This is a genomic window from Vibrio sp. M60_M70 (assembly GCF_037162085.1).
Classification (GTDB): Bacteria; Pseudomonadota; Gammaproteobacteria; order Enterobacterales; family Vibrionaceae; genus Vibrio; species Vibrio diabolicus.
The window spans coordinates 2,929,869-2,945,313 of the sequence record NZ_JARLUL010000001.1 but is presented as its reverse complement, the minus strand read 5'-3'; the positions used below and the strand labels follow the sequence as shown (position 1 = coordinate 2,945,313).

The 15,445-nt window shown below is 46.4% G+C and carries 15 protein-coding genes; 4 read left to right on the top strand and 11 right to left on the bottom strand.

Annotated features, from left to right (window positions below; genetic code table 11):
- Positions 1–118 precede the first annotated feature (118 nt).
- Positions 119–3,028 (top strand): RNA polymerase-associated protein RapA, encoded by a 2,910-nt coding sequence (gene rapA, locus P4S59_RS13755; RefSeq protein ID WP_006742347.1) that lies wholly within the window; start codon positions 119–121, stop codon positions 3,026–3,028.
- A 108-nt stretch (positions 3,029–3,136) separates the two neighbouring features.
- Here rapA and P4S59_RS13750 read toward each other — a convergent pair whose 3' ends face one another.
- The gene (locus P4S59_RS13750; protein ID WP_337168544.1) at positions 3,137–4,402 is read right to left on the bottom strand and encodes an NRAMP family divalent metal transporter; all 1,266 of its coding nucleotides are present in this window, start codon (positions 4,400–4,402) and stop codon (positions 3,137–3,139) included.
- Positions 4,403–4,744: 342 nt separating this feature from the next.
- Between P4S59_RS13750 and P4S59_RS13745 the strand changes: the two genes are divergently transcribed.
- Together P4S59_RS13745 and P4S59_RS13740 are read left to right on the top strand one after the other, a co-directional pair.
- Positions 4,745–5,497 (top strand): pseudouridine synthase, encoded by a 753-nt coding sequence (locus tag P4S59_RS13745; protein ID WP_243328137.1) that lies wholly within the window; start codon positions 4,745–4,747, stop codon positions 5,495–5,497.
- Between the two features lie 93 nt (positions 5,498–5,590).
- Positions 5,591–6,553 (top strand): D-2-hydroxyacid dehydrogenase, encoded by a 963-nt coding sequence (locus P4S59_RS13740; protein ID WP_337168543.1) that lies wholly within the window; start codon positions 5,591–5,593, stop codon positions 6,551–6,553.
- Between the two features lie 87 nt (positions 6,554–6,640).
- Here the strand turns inward: P4S59_RS13740 and yjgA are convergent, their stop codons facing one another.
- Positions 6,641–7,168: a ribosome biogenesis factor YjgA gene (gene yjgA, locus P4S59_RS13735; protein ID WP_005396253.1), complete on the bottom strand. Its 528-nt coding sequence runs from the start codon at positions 7,166–7,168 to the stop codon at positions 6,641–6,643.
- A gap of 110 nt (positions 7,169–7,278) precedes the next feature.
- Here yjgA and pmbA point away from each other — a divergent pair, with 110 nt between their 5' ends.
- On the top strand, positions 7,279–8,622 hold the full coding sequence (gene pmbA / locus P4S59_RS13730; RefSeq protein WP_054868193.1) for a metalloprotease PmbA: 1,344 nt from the start codon (positions 7,279–7,281) through the stop codon (positions 8,620–8,622).
- 61 nt (positions 8,623–8,683) lie between these two features.
- On the opposite strand, the gene mgtE is transcribed toward pmbA, so the two are convergent.
- The 9 genes from mgtE to lptC all read right to left on the bottom strand — a co-directional run bounded on the left by mgtE (position 8,684) and on the right by lptC (position 15,393).
- On the bottom strand, positions 8,684–10,042 hold the full coding sequence (mgtE, locus tag P4S59_RS13725; RefSeq protein WP_006742352.1) for a magnesium transporter: 1,359 nt from the start codon (positions 10,040–10,042) through the stop codon (positions 8,684–8,686).
- A 148-nt stretch (positions 10,043–10,190) separates the two neighbouring features.
- Positions 10,191–10,466, bottom strand: coding sequence for an HPr family phosphocarrier protein (locus P4S59_RS13720; protein ID WP_005396244.1), 276 nt, complete (start codon positions 10,464–10,466; stop codon positions 10,191–10,193).
- Between the two features lie 2 nt (positions 10,467–10,468).
- Entirely contained in the window at positions 10,469–11,332 is an 864-nt protein-coding gene (rapZ, locus tag P4S59_RS13715) for an RNase adapter RapZ (protein WP_006742353.1), read from the bottom strand.
- A gap of 14 nt (positions 11,333–11,346) precedes the next feature.
- Complete coding sequence (ptsN, locus tag P4S59_RS13710; RefSeq protein ID WP_005381116.1) at positions 11,347–11,793, bottom strand: PTS IIA-like nitrogen regulatory protein PtsN; 447 nt, start codon at positions 11,791–11,793, stop codon at positions 11,347–11,349.
- A gap of 2 nt (positions 11,794–11,795) precedes the next feature.
- Positions 11,796–12,083, bottom strand: a complete 288-nt coding sequence (hpf, locus tag P4S59_RS13705; protein WP_005381114.1) for a ribosome hibernation promoting factor — start codon at positions 12,081–12,083, stop codon at positions 11,796–11,798.
- A 24-nt stretch (positions 12,084–12,107) separates the two neighbouring features.
- Entirely contained in the window at positions 12,108–13,577 is a 1,470-nt protein-coding gene (locus P4S59_RS13700; protein WP_005396241.1) for an RNA polymerase factor sigma-54, read from the bottom strand.
- 50 nt (positions 13,578–13,627) lie between these two features.
- Positions 13,628–14,353 (bottom strand): LPS export ABC transporter ATP-binding protein, encoded by a 726-nt coding sequence (gene lptB, locus P4S59_RS13695; protein WP_005396240.1) that lies wholly within the window; start codon positions 14,351–14,353, stop codon positions 13,628–13,630.
- A 1-nt stretch (position 14,354) separates the two neighbouring features.
- A complete protein-coding gene (gene lptA, locus P4S59_RS13690; protein ID WP_005396239.1) occupies positions 14,355–14,849 on the bottom strand; it encodes a lipopolysaccharide transport periplasmic protein LptA in 495 nt (164 codons plus the stop codon).
- The gene (lptC, locus tag P4S59_RS13685; RefSeq protein ID WP_005396238.1) at positions 14,830–15,393 is read right to left on the bottom strand and encodes an LPS export ABC transporter periplasmic protein LptC; all 564 of its coding nucleotides are present in this window, start codon (positions 15,391–15,393) and stop codon (positions 14,830–14,832) included. The genes lptA and lptC overlap by 20 nt, the downstream gene beginning before the upstream one ends.
- Between the last annotated feature and the right edge of the window lie 52 nt (positions 15,394–15,445).

Here is a 15,445-nt window from a genome sequence, read left to right as displayed (position 1 = left end):
ACGAATGCTATCGGCATAGCAGAAGCCAGAATCAGATCTAAACTATTATCCATGCCTACGGGCATGAGTAGACCAACAAGAAACACGAATCAAGAACTAATAACGAGGTAGTCAATTCATGACATTTGCTTTGGGGCAGCGCTGGATTAGCGATACGGAAAGCGATTTAGGTTTAGGTACCGTTGTAGCAATGGATGCTCGTACTGTGACATTGATGTTTGCAGCGTCAGAGGAAAACCGAGTTTACGCACGTAACGATGCACCTGTTACCCGAGTCACCTTTAACGTTGGTGATGTCATCGACTGCCAAGAAGGTTGGTCTCTAAAAGTTGAAGAAGTACTGGAAGATGAAGGTCTATACACCTATTTCGGCACTCGTGAAGACACGCAAGAAACCGCCGTTGTTCTGCGTGAGATTTTTCTGAGCAACCAAATTCGTTTTAATAAACCTCAAGATAAGTTGTACGCCGGTCAAATCGATCGCATGGACAACTTTGTTCTGCGTTACCGTGCGCTAACCAACCAGTTTGAGCAGCATAAGAGTCCAATGCGTGGCTTGTGTGGTATGCGTGCAGGTTTGATCCCTCATCAGCTTTATATCGCGCACGAAGTTGGCCGTCGCCACGCGCCACGCGTATTACTGGCGGATGAAGTGGGTTTGGGTAAAACCATCGAAGCGGGCATGATCATCCACCAGCAAGTGCTGTCTGGCCGTGCAGAACGTATTTTGATTGTGGTACCTGAAACACTGCAACATCAATGGCTGGTTGAGATGATGCGTCGTTTCAACCTGCATTTCTCTATCTTTGACGAAGAGCGCTGTATCGAAGCTTTTGCGGATGCAGAAAACCCATTTGATACCCAGCAATACGTGCTGTGTTCTTTAGACTTCCTACGCAAGAGCCGCAAGCGTTTTGAACAAGCACTGGAAGGCGAATGGGACCTATTAGTTGTCGATGAAGCGCATCACCTTGAGTGGAGCCAAGATAAACCGAGCCGTGAATACCAAGTGGTAGAAGGTTTAGCTGAACGTACTCCTGGAGTGTTGTTACTGACGGCAACGCCAGAACAGCTTGGTCGTGAGAGCCACTTTGCTCGTCTGCGTTTGCTGGATCCTGACCGTTTCTACGATTATGAAGCGTTTGTCGAGGAAGAAGAGCAATACGCACCTGTAGCGGATGCGATTACTTCACTTTTCTCTGGTGAAAAACTGCCTGATGAAGCGAAAAACCAGATTACTGAGTTGTTGTCTGAACAAGACGTAGAACCACTTTTCCGCATTATCGAAAGTGAAGCGGACGAAGAAGCGAAAGCGTCAGCGCGCCAAGAGTTGATCGACAACTTGATGGATCGTCACGGTACGGGACGAGTTCTGTTCCGTAACACACGTGCGGCTATCAAAGGTTTCCCTGCGCGTAACGTGCACCTGATGCCAATGGATATTCCACCGCAATACACCACGTCAATGCGTGTTGCTGGGATGATCGGCGGTAAGATGAGTTCTGAAGCACGTGCGATGAAGAACCTTTACCCGGAAGAAATTTTCCAAGAATTTGAAGGCGATGACGCAAGCTGGTGGCAGTTTGACTCGCGCGTGAATTGGTTACTTGAAAAGGTAAAGGAGAAGCGCAGCGAGAAAATTCTGGTGATTGCCTCTCGTGCAAGTACGGCTCTGCAATTGGAGCAAGCACTGCGTGAGCGTGAAGGCATTCGTGCGACCGTCTTCCATGAAGGTATGTCGATCCTTGAGCGTGACAAAGCAGCCGCTTACTTTGCGCAAGAAGAAGGTGGTGCACAGGTTCTTATCTGTAGTGAAATCGGCTCTGAAGGTCGTAACTTCCAGTTTGCCAACCAATTAGTCATGTTTGACTTGCCGTTCAACCCTGACTTGCTTGAGCAACGTATCGGTCGTTTGGACCGTATCGGCCAAAACCGCGACATCGACATTCATATTCCTTACCTGAAAGGTACCTCGCAAGCCATTCTTGCTCGCTGGTTTGATGAAGGTTTAAACGCTTTTGCAGAAACTTGCCCAACAGGCCGTGCCGTTTACGATAAGTACTCTGATGATCTGATTGAAATCCTTGCTTCTGGTGACACCAGCACGCTAGATGAGATCATTGAAGCGTCAGCAAAAATGAATAAAGAGCTGAAATCCCAATTGGAGCAAGGCCGTGATCGCCTGTTAGAAATGCATTCAAATGGCGGGGAAAAAGCACAACAAATCGTTGAGAAAATTGAATCAACCGACGGCGATACCAATCTGGTCACCTTCGCACTTTCTCTTTTTGATACGATTGGCTTGAACCAAGACGACAAAGGTGAAAACGCACTGATTGTGACCCCATCTGAGCACATGATGGTACCAAGCTACCCAGGCCTGCCATACGAAGGGGCGACGATCACGTTTGATCGTGATACGGCTTTATCTCGTGAAGATATGCACTTTATCAGTTGGGAGCACCCAATGATCCAAGGTGGTATCGACCTTCTGATGAGTGAAGGAGTGGGTACGTCTGCGGTATCTCTACTGAAAAACAAAGCGCTACCAGTAGGTACGATTCTTCTTGAGCTGATTTATGCGGTAGATGCGCAAGCACCAAAACGCAGTGGCATCGCGCGCTTCTTACCGAAAACGCCAATCCGTTTGATGATGGACTCGCGTGGTAATGATTTGTCTGCTCAAGTGGAATTTGAAAGCTTTAACCGCCAGCTCAGCCCTGTAAACCGTCACTTAGGCAGCAAGTTGGTCACGTCGGTACAGAAAGACGTACACCGCTTGATCGAAGCGGGGGACAATCTTATCGAAGCGAAGGTTGAGGAAGTACGCAAGCAAGCTCATCAAGATATGCAGCATAGCTTGAATGCAGAACTTGAGCGTTTGCAAGCGCTGAAAGCGGTAAACCCAAATATTCGTGACGAAGAAATTGAAGCCATTGATGCACAAATTAAGGAGCTCACTGGTTACATCAACCAAGCTCAAGTGCAGCTCGACTCGCTACGTTTGATTGTGGTGAGCCACAACTAAGTAAGCATTTATTGTTCATTAAAAAAGGTCTTCAGTTGAAGACCTTTTTCTTTATTTGCGGTTTAGTTTCTTTATGCGGAATGCACTAATCACTCATCGCTAACTCATTTACATCAACCATTTCCACCAGATAAATACAGCCAAGAAGCCAAACAAGTAAATCAGGCCTGCAATCGACAACCACTTCAGTTTAGGTCCAACAGCCAAGGGCTCAGGTAACTCGGTTGTGCTCACTAATGTGTAATTTAGCAGAGCAAAGAATGGCGTGGTCATAAAGGCGAGGATCATCGCAAAGTTCAGCATAGGCAATAACGCAGAAGCCCAGAAAACCACAATACCCAATGCAAATAAGGCGACCACCAGCATGATCGCTGAAGTGGTTTTAGGGTTAGTGTCTGGTTGCGAGCGCAGTAGACGTTGAGAGTCAGAAATAACGCGCGAGTAGCCATCAATAACGGTAATCGTGCTGCCAAAGATACAGAAAAACGCAATTACCGCTATCAAGTAACGAGACCATTCGCCAATCGTCGCCGCATATAAGCCAACCAATTGATGGGAGAAGCCAACGCCAGAACTTTCAAGCGCAACGCCAGATCCATAAAGCATCAAAGAACCTAATGATACAAAGATAATGGCAAGAAAAGCCGTGCCAATGTAACCGACATTAAAGTCAAATAGAGCAGAGCGATACGTTACTTCTTGCTGGCTTGATTGGCGTTTTAACCATGCTGAGGTTAAACAGGAGATCTCTATCGGTGCTGGCATCCACCCCATTGTTACGACGATAAAGCCAATTGCCGCAATCGACCAAGGTGACGGTGGCTCGAAGTTGGCCACTTGCTCAACAGGGTTACCAAAGGCGATAGAAACGGCAAGTAAAGTCGCGATGGTTAACACCGACATGATCACCTTAGATAACGTATCGAGCGCTTTGTAATGACCAGCAAATAATATGATCAGGCAGGTGACAATCACAATGATACTGAGTGATGCCATTGATAGTGAAAACGGAATGAAGTAGCCCAGCAAGCTAGCACTAAACATCAACAAAGCGGCGGTATTGATTACGGCTGAGACCACGCTCAGAAATAGAAATAGCCATAGATAAGGCCGACCTAATTTCGCGTAGCCCTCAACCAAGGTGAGCCCTGTCCCCATGGTGTACTGTACGCCCGCTCGGAAAAAAGGGTATTTAAACAGGTTTACGAGCAGAATCAGCGCCGCCAGTTGCCAGCCATAAATCGCACCAGCTTTGGTTGATGCGACGAGGTGAGAGCCACCGACCGCAGCAGATGCCATTAATATGCCGGGGCCTAGCGAACGAAAAAATAAGGAAAGTTTGGATTGGGGTTTATCTATAACGGCGGAGTCCATTGCTTATTGTCCTTTTTATCTTATGTATCTTTCTAAAGAGATACATACCGCAGTACATGACAAGCTGAGCGCTCGCCCTATACTGCGCAACGGTAATGTCTTTTAAATGCTGTGTTTTGATGTATTTATTTTAAGTATTCTTTGCGAATATCATGCTGTGTGCATCTAGCACTCTATTCAGTTATGCGTCTTGTTGTCAAACTAAATTTACAACATGCTATTTTTAGTTTTTATGCTAAAGGATTGACTTTGTTTTATTGGTTTGAACTTTTCTTCAGCACCCTGCATTTGGGTGCTATTTGGGTATATAATCGCGGCGTTTTTATTTTGTAGAGATCTCCCATGGCAATGCTTGAATATACCCCTCCCACCGATCCTTGGGTCGATATCGTTTTTGAGGATGACGACATTCTGGCAGTGAATAAGCCATCTGGGTTACTGTCTGTTCCTGGTCGACTTGCAGAGCATTACGACAGCATGTGGAGCCGCCTCAAGGAAGTGCATCCAGAAATCCAAGTAGTGCATCGCTTGGATATGTCGACATCAGGGTTGATGCTGCTGGCGAAAAACAAACCTTCGGAGCGAGCATTAAAAAAGCAGTTCCAATATCGTCTCACCCACAAGGTGTATTACGCACGTGTTTGGGGGCATGTCGAGCCGCAAGAAGGGAATATTGACCTTCCATTAATTTGTGATTGGCCAAACCGTCCGCGACAAAAAGTATGCTTCGACGACGGCAAGCCATCTCAAACTTTATTCCAAGTGGTGAAGCGTGAAGTGCACCCTGATGGCACCCATACGACCGTTGTGCGACTACTGCCCATTACTGGTCGATCGCATCAGTTACGCGTGCATTTGATGGCGATTGGTCATGCGATTATTGGTGATGAGTTTTATGCAACTGAAGAGGCGTATCAGTTTTCAGAACGTTTAGAGCTGCACGCTGCGGAGCTAAGTTTTTATCACCCAGCCACGGATCAGCTGAGTAGTATTTTTGTACCTTGTGACTTTTATCCTGAAGCCGAGGCGGCGATCTTTAACTATTTTTCGCCAGAACGTACATTGCCTGATTATAAAACGTTGCCACACCCTTAATGCCAACCGCAGTCAACAACGGTTCTTTCTAGTTCGCTATTTCGTTACTGTGGTTGATGTATCCTGTCTTTCAGCCGTGAACAAGGAGTTGTTATGTCTTTGCCGACCATCGTATTTTTGGACCGAGCGACCATCCCAGAACACATTGAGATCCCACGACCTAGCTTTCAGCACCACTGGCGTGAGTACGACTTAACCGCGCCAGAGCAGGTAATAGAAAGGTTAGCAGATGCAGATATCGTGATTAGCAATAAAGTCCTGCTTGACCAAAATGTATTAGAGCAACTACCACAATTGCGGATGATCGCGGTTGCCGCGACTGGTTTTAACAACGTCGATGTGGACTACTGTGCTAAGCATGATATTGCGGTTGCCAATGTACGTGGTTACGCGACGCGTTCGGTGCCTGAGCACGTGATTGCGATGCTGTTTGCTTTACGCCGAAATTTATTTGGTTACCATCAAGATATTGCCGCTGGCGAATGGCAGAGTAATAAGCAGTTCTGCTTTTTTACGCACCCAATCGGGGATATAGGTGGTAGCACACTAGGTGTTATTGGCAGCGGCGCTTTAGGGCAAGCGACAGCACAGTTAGCTAATGCGCTAGGCATGCAGGTGATCTTTGCTGAGCGTAAAGGTGCACCGGAATGTCGACCTGGTTATGTACCGCTTGAGGAAGTGTTGAAACGTTCTGATGCGTTGACTTTGCATTGCCCGCTCAACGATCATACTCAGAATTTGATTGGTCAAGCAGAGTTGCAACAAATGAAGCCCAACGCCATTCTAATTAATACGGGGCGTGGAGGCTTGGTGAATGAGGACGCGCTGGTGGATGCCCTAAAACAGGGAGAAATCGCTGCGGCTGGTTTTGATGTTTTTACACAAGAACCAGCTGATGAGAGCAATCCGCTGATTGCCAATATGGGTTTACCTAATTTGTTACTTACACCGCATGTTGCATGGGGCAGCGACTCATCGATTCAACGTTTAGTGGAAATCTTGATTGAGAACATTAACGCTTTCGAGCGCGGAGAGCGTATTAATCGCTTGGTGTAACGCTGACATTTAAGTAAAAGATAAAAAAGCAGACATCATGTCTGCTTTTTTCGTTAATTGAATGCTCGTTGGAATCGAACCGTCTAATTAAAACTCTTCTTCGTTCAGACCTTTTAGGATCTGGAAGATTTCGCGGTACGCTTTTGCTGGTTTCCCAGCCTTTTTCTCTTTCGCTGCTTGGCGAGCCAATTGGCGTAGACGCTGACGATCCGCCTCTGGGTACATTTCCATTACGTCATCAATGGCTTTGTCGCCTTCTTCTACCACGCGATCACGCAGAGCTTCAAGCTTGTGGAATACCGCCGTTAATTGAGAGTGCTTGTTACGAATCTTATCCAATGCCGCTTGGATTGGCTCTGGATCTTCATAACGCATCAACTTACCAATACGTTGTAATTGGCGACGACGTGCTTCGTTTTTAAAGCGTTGTGCGTCTGCAATTGCTTCTCGCAGGTCTTCGCTCAATGGAAACTTTTCTAGAACTGCAGGTTTGAGGCCGACAAGCTCCTCACCTAGCTTTTGCAGTTCTTCCATGTCTCGCTTCATCTCGGATTTGCTTACCCAGATGATCTCTTCTTCTGGTTCCCATGGCGCTTTTTGATTCTTACGTGCCATTTCAGTTGCCTGTGTTTTGATTAATATTATGACTATTTTAACAAGAATCGTGGGGAGAAAGCGAAATTCTTGTTATCCTATTGTTCATCAAAGACAAGATGTGAAAGACAATGGATATTAAACAGCAGGTTGCTGAGCAACGTACCGAGCTAGAGCAAGCCGTCGCAAGAGCCTTAAAGCTTGCATCGGCAAAATCTGACGCCGCCGAAGTCGCAATTACCAAAAGCACTGGTTTAAGTGTATCTACTCGCATGGGCGAGGTAGAAAATGTCGAGTTCAACAGCGATGGTGCGCTGGGCATTACCGTTTACCGAGGTCAACGTAAAGGCAGTGCTTCCACGTCTGATTTAAGTGAAGCTGCTATCGAGCAAACCGTTATTGCGGCGCTGGATATTGCGCATTACACATCTGAAGATCCATTCGCAGGGCCCGCTGCCAAAGAATACATGGTGCAAGAGATCCCTGAGCTTGATCTTTTCCACCCAGACGCACCAGATCCTGACTATGCTGCCAATGTGGCGATTGCCGCAGAAAAAGAAGCGTTAAGTTATGACAGTGCAATCAAGCAAAGTGATGGCGCGAGTTATGATAGCCACTACGGTGTAAAAGTGTATGGTAACAGCCATGGCTTATTAGCAAGCTATGCGTCTAGCCGCCACAGTACCAGCTGTTGTGTGATTGGCGTTGGTCAAAATGGCGAAATGGAGCGTGATTACAGCTACACTGTGGCACGTCATCGCGATGACTTATGGACACCAGAAACAGTGGGTCGTAAGGCGGCAGAGAATACGATTAACCGCTTAGATGCGCAGCGCCTAAAGACAGGTAAATACCCAATCATGTTTGCCGCTGATGTTGCAACTGGCTTGATTGGTCACCTTGTGATGGCGATCAGCGGTGGTAACCTGTACCGTAAATCTTCTTTTCTACTTGATCACCTTGGTAAGCAAGTGCTTCCTGAGTGGTTCAATATCTCGGAACGTCCACATGTATTACGTGGTTTGGCGTCAAGCCCATTCGATAGCGAAGGCGTATATACTCAAGACCGTGAGATCATTACTGACGGTGTGCTAGCAACTTATCTGTTAACCAGTTATGCCGCACGTAAAATGAAGATGGCGCCGACAGGTCACGCTGGTGGGATTCATAACTGGTACGTGAAGTCGACAGGCCAAAACTTCGAACAAATGCTCAAAGAGCTCGGTACTGGTCTTCTAGTGACAGAAGTGATGGGACAAGGCGTGAACGTGGTAACAGGTGATTACTCTCGCGGTGCTGCAGGCTTCTGGGTTGAGAACGGTGAAATCCAATACCCAGTATCGGAAATTACCATCGCTGGTAATCTGAAGGACATGTTCAATAAGATTGTTGCCGTAGGTAGCGACGTTGAAACGCGCTCGCAAATTCAAACGGGTTCAATCTTACTGGATGCGATGAAAGTTGCGGGTGAGTAAGCTTTCCTAATTCAGAATTAAAAAAGCCTGATGTGTTCATCAGGCTTTTTAGTTTTTGCAGTTAGGTAATCAGTATTGTGGCAAGCCCTAAGAATACTGATAAACCAATTACATCCGTTACGGTCGTTAACGCCATACCACCAGCTAAAGCTGGGTCGATGTTCATTTTCTTTAAGAGGATTGGAATCGTTACTCCGGCAACCCCAGCGACCAATAAGTTAGTCAGCATCGCGGCGGAAATGATTCCCCCTAGCATCCAGTTACCTTTCCAAGCGACAACAATGCCGCCAATAATCAGCGCCCACATGATGCCGTTGAGTAAACCGATCGAGGCTTCTTTCATCAACAGTTCTCGTTTGTTCGAGTCACCGATATGACCAAGAGCAAGACCACGAATCACTAGTGCGACGGTTTGGTTACCAGCGACACCACCCATGGAAGGAACAATCGTCATCAATACGGCAATGGCAGCCATCTGGTCTAGCGTAGCTTCAAACATGTTAGAAACAGAAGCGGCGGCGAGTGCGGCCAACACATTAGCCCCAAGCCAGATACTGCGTTTGCGAGCTGATTTTACAACGGGTGCGAAGGTATCTTCGTCATCGTCCATACCTGCCATACTCATCATCGAGTGTTCGGCATCTTCACGGATAACGTCAACTACGTCATCGATAGTGATACGGCCAACGAGATGCTGATTCTCGTCTACGACAGGAGCAGAGACCCAGTTCCGACGTTCGAACAGACTAGCAACATCTGAATCACTGGTATCGACAGTGATCGCTTCGTCAGCATCTTCCATGATGTCGACAATTTTGACATCAGGCTGGGTCGTGATCAGCAGAGTAATGGGTAGTTCACCAATCAGTTTGCTTTCTTCATCAATGACATAAAGTGCATCCGTTGCTTCGGGTAGTTCACCTTTCATACGCAGATAACGTAAAACCACGTCCACATCTACGTCACCACGAATCGTGATAACGTCGGTGTTCATCAGCCCACCTGCAGTGTCTTCTGGGTAGGACAGGGCGGTTTCGACACGCAGACGGTCAGAGGAGTCCATTTGCGACAGGACTTCGCGTGACAGGTTGTCTGGCAAGCTACGCAGTACATAAGCCACGTCATCGGTATCCATGCCTTCTGTCGCTTCTGCAAGCGCTTCTGGTGCCATTTTGGATACGAGACTATCTTTGACGTCTTCGTTCAGTTCGTCGAGGATTTCACCGTAGTCTTCAGGGTCGGTGAGTTGCCAGAGAACTTCACGGCTTTTGCGTGGAGAGGCTTCTAAAAGGTGAGCTATATCCTCAGGTTCCATGTCCTGTAACTGACGACGAACATGGACGAAGCGGCCATTTTCTAGCGCTTCTGTGACTTCTTGGAGGGCTTGGTGAGCTTGGTCGAATTCAATTTGCTCTGCCATTCATTCCTCCCAATTCCTGATATTTACAATGCGTTGAATAATAACTTAATTCTAGGCGCCTTTTAATAACAACTTATGATACTAAGCAAATTTATTTATTGGCGCAGTCAGGGGAAGGGGAGTGAGAGGTAATAAAAAAGCGAGTAAATTACTCGCCTTCATCAAATTTATCTTCGATTAAGTGGCAAACGGCATCCAGTGCTTCTTCTGCTTGCTCACCCGCAGCGTGGATTGTGACGTACTGTCCTTGAGCAGACTCAAGCATTAATAAACCCATTACGCTGTCTGCTGTGGCGGTTTTGTCTTCTTCATTGTCGATAGTGATGACCGCTTCAAAGCTCTGGGCCAGTTCGACCAGTTTGACGGCTGCGCGAGCATGTAAGCCAAGGCGATTTTGAATCAATACTTTACGACTTAACTCCACAGCTACTCCTTAGTGTTTTTCTCTAGTGAGGTATGGCGAATTTGCACTTGGTGTCCTTTATTGGCGAAGTACTCACCGATTTGCTGAGTTAAGTACACCGAACGGTGTTTACCACCGGTACAACCTATTGCAACGGTCAAATAGCTGCGATTGTTTTTCTCGAGCAGAGGTAACCAATTCTCTATAAAGTTTTCAATTTGGTATTTCAAACTTAACACCGATTGGTGCTGCTCCAAAAATGCGGCGATAGGGGCATCCAAACCCGTAAGTGGGCGCAACGCTGGTTCCCAATGTGGGTTGGGCAAGAAGCGAACGTCGAATACGTAATCGGCATCGGAAGGCAGGCCATATTTGAAGCCAAAAGACTCAAATACCATAACAAGCCCTTTGCGATCTCTGCCTTCAACACGCATACGCACGGTTTCACTCAACTCATGCAAAGATTGTCCACTGCTGTTCAGTACAAGATCGGCATGCGCTTTAAGTGGTGTTAAAATTTCTTTCTCACGCTCGATGGCTTGGTCAAGGGAGAGAGAGGTGCCACCTAAAGATAAAGGGTGGATTCGGCGTGTTTCGCTGTAGCGTTTGAGTAGCGTTTCCTTATTGGCGTCCAAGAAAAGCACGGTCACATCAAGCTCTGTTTTCAACTGCTCCAGTGTACCAGTCAGTTCTTTTAGCTTTTTAGGGATATTGCGAATATCAATGCTTACCGCAACATTCTGCTTGCTGTCAGCAACAGAGTGAACAAATGCGTCCAGCAAATTCACTGGGAGGTTATCAACACAGTAATAACCTAAGTCTTCCAGTACGCGCAGCGCAATACTCTTACCGGCACCTGAGTGCCCGCTAACCACGATTAGTCGCATGATGTCCGTCCTGCTTATTGGTGAATCATGATGTCGTAAAGTTCTTCATCACTCTGAGCATTGCGCAGTAGTTTCAATACTTGCTTATCGCTCAGACGTTCTGCCATAGAGGATAGAGTCTTGAGGTGCTCTTTGCACTGTTCTTCTGGTACAAGGAGCGCAAAAAGAAGGTCGACAGGTCGATTATCAATCGCATCGAATTCAATTGCTTCATCACATTGCAGCAAGACAGCAATAGCCTTGTCGCTCGATTGCATTCTAGCGTGTGGGATCGCAATACCGTTTCCGATACCAGTACTGCCCATTTTCTCTCTGTTGAGCATGCACTCGAACAGTTCGGTAGAATCTTGGCCCGTTTGATCAGCCACGATGCGGCTGATCATTTCAAGGGCGCGTTTTTTACTCGTGCAGTGGACCGCACTCTTGGTGCAGTCCAATGACAGTATTTCGCTCAGTTGCATGATTAATGACTGTTTAGTTTTTCTTTGTGCTTATTGAGTTGGCGAACCAATTTATCTACCAGCGAATCGATCGCGGCATACATATTTTCGTCATCAGCTGATGCGTGGATTTCGCCTTGATTTATATGAAGCGTAGCTTCCGCGATTTGAGTGATTTTTTCAACTTTTAGTACAACATGTACTTGATTGATATGGTCGAAGAACCTTTCGAGCTTCTGAAACTTAGAATTTACATAGTCTTGCATTGAATCGGTAAGATCAACGTGATGGCCTTGAATATTGATTTGCATAGACTTTCCTTTTCAGTTAGTGCCTTATAATAGGCGTTTACGCTGACTTGAAGGGGCAATTCCCAAGGATTCTCGATATTTGGCTATCGTACGTCTCGCGACCTGAATCCCTTGGTCAGCCAGAAGAGCAGCAATCTTGCTATCACTCAATGGCTTAGCAGTATTCTCTGCTGCGACCAGTTTTTTAATGAGTGCGCGAATTGCTGTTGACGAACATTCTCCGCCGTTGTCAGTACTAACATGGCTAGAGAAGAAGTACTTCAATTCAAAAATGCCACGTGGTGTATGCATAAATTTTTGTGTTGTTACACGAGAAATCGTGGATTCATGCATGTCCACTGCCAAGGCTACATCATTTAGTACCATTGGCTTCATGGCTTCCTCACCATACTCGAAGAAATCTTGTTGATGTTCAACAATACATCTTGCAACTTTGAGTAGCGTCTCGTTTCTACTCTCTAAGCTCTTAATTAACCATTTTGCCTCTTGCAAATTGCTGCGGATGTACTGGCTATCCGCGCTATTGCCTTTGCCTAATTGAGCATATTGTTGATTTACTTTTAATTTTGGAACGCTATCTGGGTTGATAGAAACGGTCCATTTGCCGTTGTCTTTAAAAACGGACACATCTGGAATTACGTACTCGGTATCATCCGGTGTGATACGGCTACCGGGACGAGGATCTAACTGCTGGATAAGTTTGAGGACTTCACGGAGATCGGCTTCTTTCAGCTTAGTCTCTTTGATGACGAGCTTGTAATCACGGTTCCCCAGGTGATCAATATGATCCGCAAGAATCATTTTGGCTTCAGCAAGCCACGGTGTGTCTTCTGGGAAAGTCGCTAGCTGTAGCAGTAGGCACTCTTGTAAGTTGCGTGATGCCACACCGAGCGGATCGAACTGCTGAATACGTTTACGAACGGCTTCTACTTCGTCTAACTCAATCTCTTCGTTATCGAAGCTCTCATGAATTTCTTCAGGAGATAGGGTTAGGTAACCGTAGTCGTCAACAGCGTCAATAATCGCTAATGCAATCGTACGATCGGTTTCACTGAATGGTGTCAGGTCAAGCTGCCACATTAGGTAGTCATGCAATGATTCCGTGGTTTCGCCTTGGTAGACAGGCATATCATCATCAAGAGCTAAGCCAGTGCTACCGGTATTCGCGCTGTAGACGTCATCCCAAGTGGTATCGATTTCAAGTTCAGAGCTGATCTCTGACTTCTCAATTACGTCTGAACTGTCTGGAACGTCAATGTCTGCTGGTTCGTTAGCACTGTTGCTATCAGCAGCCTCGACCGCTGATTTATCTTCACCGTTTGCTAGAGGCTCATCTTGGCCTTCTTCAACTTCCAATAATGGGTTTGAATCCAAGGCTTCTTGGATTTCCTGTTGAAGATCGAGTGTCGACAGTTGCAGTAAGCGAATCGCTTGTTGCAACTGTGGCGTCATGGCTAACTGTTGACCTAGCTTGAGTTGTAATGAAGGTTTCATTCAGTGTTACTTACCTTGTAATGCTCAGAATCTTACCGTTCCTAATATAATCATAGACGGAATTGTTCGCCGAGATAAACTTGTTTCACCTGTTCATTATTGAGAACTTCTGCCGGAGTTCCCGATGCAATTAGGTGCCCTTGGCTTACGATATAGGCTTTTTCGCATACGTCCAGTGTTTCACGCACGTTATGGTCAGTGATTAACACTCCGAGGCCGCGATCGCGTAGATGCTCGATGATTTTCTTGATGTCATTAACCGAGATTGGGTCAACACCTGCGAAAGGTTCATCCAACAAAATGAATTGAGGGTTGGCTGCTAAAGCGCGAGCGATTTCTACCCTGCGTCGCTCACCCCCCGATAGTGCCATACCCGCACTGGTTCTGATGTGCTGGATGTGGAATTCTTCCAACAAATCTTCCAGCTTATCTTGGCGCTCTTCACGTGTCATTTCTTGACGAGTTTCGAGTACAGCCATGATGTTATCTTCTACCGACAGCTTACGGAAAATCGACGCTTCTTGCGGAAGGTAGCCAATCCCGAGACGCGAACGACTGTGCATCGGCAGAATACTGATATCTTTATCATCAATGGTGATGGTGCCTTCATCTCGTGGCACCAAGCCGACAATCATATAAAACGAGGTGGTTTTACCTGCGCCGTTTGGGCCTAGCAGCCCAACAATCTGACCAGATTCAACTTCCAAGCTAACATCGGTTACGACTTTGCGCTTTTTGTAGCTTTTCGCCAAGTTTTTCGCACTCAGTACTGCCATATTAGTTCTCTATCTGATTGGGTTGCAAAATGGTCGTAACGCGCTCTTCCTTAGAGCTATCAGCGACTAGCTTTTGTTTACCAATTTGGTAACGAATCGAAGAACCTTTAATGGTGTTGTTGTCTTGTGCCAGTTGCGCTTGACCTTTCATGGTCAGTTCGTCTGTAGAAATACGGTAATCCAGCTCCACAGCTTGACCACTCAGTGTTTTACCATCGTCCATCAGCTGAGAAAACTTGGCAGGTTTACCAAATGCTTGAATCTGTTTGATGGCTTCGGTTTTAGGATCGCGCGTTACCACGATTCTATCAGCATCGATATTGATGCTACCTTGCTTAAGAGATACATCGCCTTTAAAAATAACCTGGTTACTCTTCATATCCACTTGTTGGGTGTCAGAATTAATGTAAACCGGTTGTTGAGTATCCGACTTAAGTGCCAGCGCTTGAGGCGCCGCCAATACCAGTGCCAGTAGGCTAAGGTGTAACGGTTTCATATCGACCTTGAACTTCGTCTGTCAGAGTTGCGGTATGCTGCTTTAAGTTGCCTTGCATTGCGCCTCCAGTAGTTTCAAATTGTGGCCCAACCAACATGACCTGTTGATCAGCTTTAAAATCACGATTGGTTAGATTAATGACTAACTTGTCTGTTGCCATGGTATCAAAACTCGCACCTGGCAGAAGATTTTGCATTAAGACCTTGTCATATAACGTTAAGACTTGGTCTTCATCTAACACGGCTCTTGTGGCCGTCACCTTCCATTCAATGACGCTACCTTCACGGTAAACCATCAAAGTCGGGTTATTAAAAATGGTATCTCCACTCTTAGCATAATGGTCTAAGTTCGTGGAGCGGATGATGTAACTGCGGACACCATCTTCACCATAGGTGATGTTTTCCAGTCCAGTACCACTGAACATGGGCAGTTCAGAATCTGGTGCTACTTGAATTGCGTCGTTGCCTTTTGGGGTCAGTAGGTAATAACCGCACCATGCGACAACGAAGATCAAGAGCAAATAAATAAGGCGAGTAAAACTCATATAATGAAGGCCTATCGTTTAGCTCAGTACTTCCCTGACCATTGCCTTTATT

Excerpts from the sequence above, each read along its gene's own strand:
- rapA (WP_006742347.1), top strand. The coding sequence starts at position 119 with ATGACATTTGCTTTGGGGCAGCGCTGGATTAGCGATACGGAAAGCGAT.
- P4S59_RS13750 (WP_337168544.1), bottom strand. The coding sequence starts at position 4,402 with ATGGACTCCGCCGTTATAGATAAACCCCAATCCAAACTTTCCTTATTT.
- P4S59_RS13745 (WP_243328137.1), top strand. The coding sequence starts at position 4,745 with ATGGCAATGCTTGAATATACCCCTCCCACCGATCCTTGGGTCGATATC.
- P4S59_RS13740 (WP_337168543.1), top strand. The coding sequence starts at position 5,591 with ATGTCTTTGCCGACCATCGTATTTTTGGACCGAGCGACCATCCCAGAA.
- yjgA (WP_005396253.1), bottom strand. The coding sequence starts at position 7,168 with ATGGCACGTAAGAATCAAAAAGCGCCATGGGAACCAGAAGAAGAGATC.
- pmbA (WP_054868193.1), top strand. The coding sequence starts at position 7,279 with ATGGATATTAAACAGCAGGTTGCTGAGCAACGTACCGAGCTAGAGCAA.
- mgtE (WP_006742352.1), bottom strand. The coding sequence starts at position 10,042 with ATGGCAGAGCAAATTGAATTCGACCAAGCTCACCAAGCCCTCCAAGAA.
- rapZ (WP_006742353.1), bottom strand. The coding sequence starts at position 11,332 with ATGCGACTAATCGTGGTTAGCGGGCACTCAGGTGCCGGTAAGAGTATT.
- ptsN (WP_005381116.1), bottom strand. The coding sequence starts at position 11,793 with ATGCAACTGAGCGAAATACTGTCATTGGACTGCACCAAGAGTGCGGTC.
- hpf (WP_005381114.1), bottom strand. The coding sequence starts at position 12,083 with ATGCAAATCAATATTCAAGGCCATCACGTTGATCTTACCGATTCAATG.
- P4S59_RS13700 (WP_005396241.1), bottom strand. The coding sequence starts at position 13,577 with ATGAAACCTTCATTACAACTCAAGCTAGGTCAACAGTTAGCCATGACG.
- lptB (WP_005396240.1), bottom strand. The coding sequence starts at position 14,353 with ATGGCAGTACTGAGTGCGAAAAACTTGGCGAAAAGCTACAAAAAGCGC.
- lptA (WP_005396239.1), bottom strand. The coding sequence starts at position 14,849 with ATGAAACCGTTACACCTTAGCCTACTGGCACTGGTATTGGCGGCGCCT.
- lptC (WP_005396238.1), bottom strand. The coding sequence starts at position 15,393 with ATGAGTTTTACTCGCCTTATTTATTTGCTCTTGATCTTCGTTGTCGCA.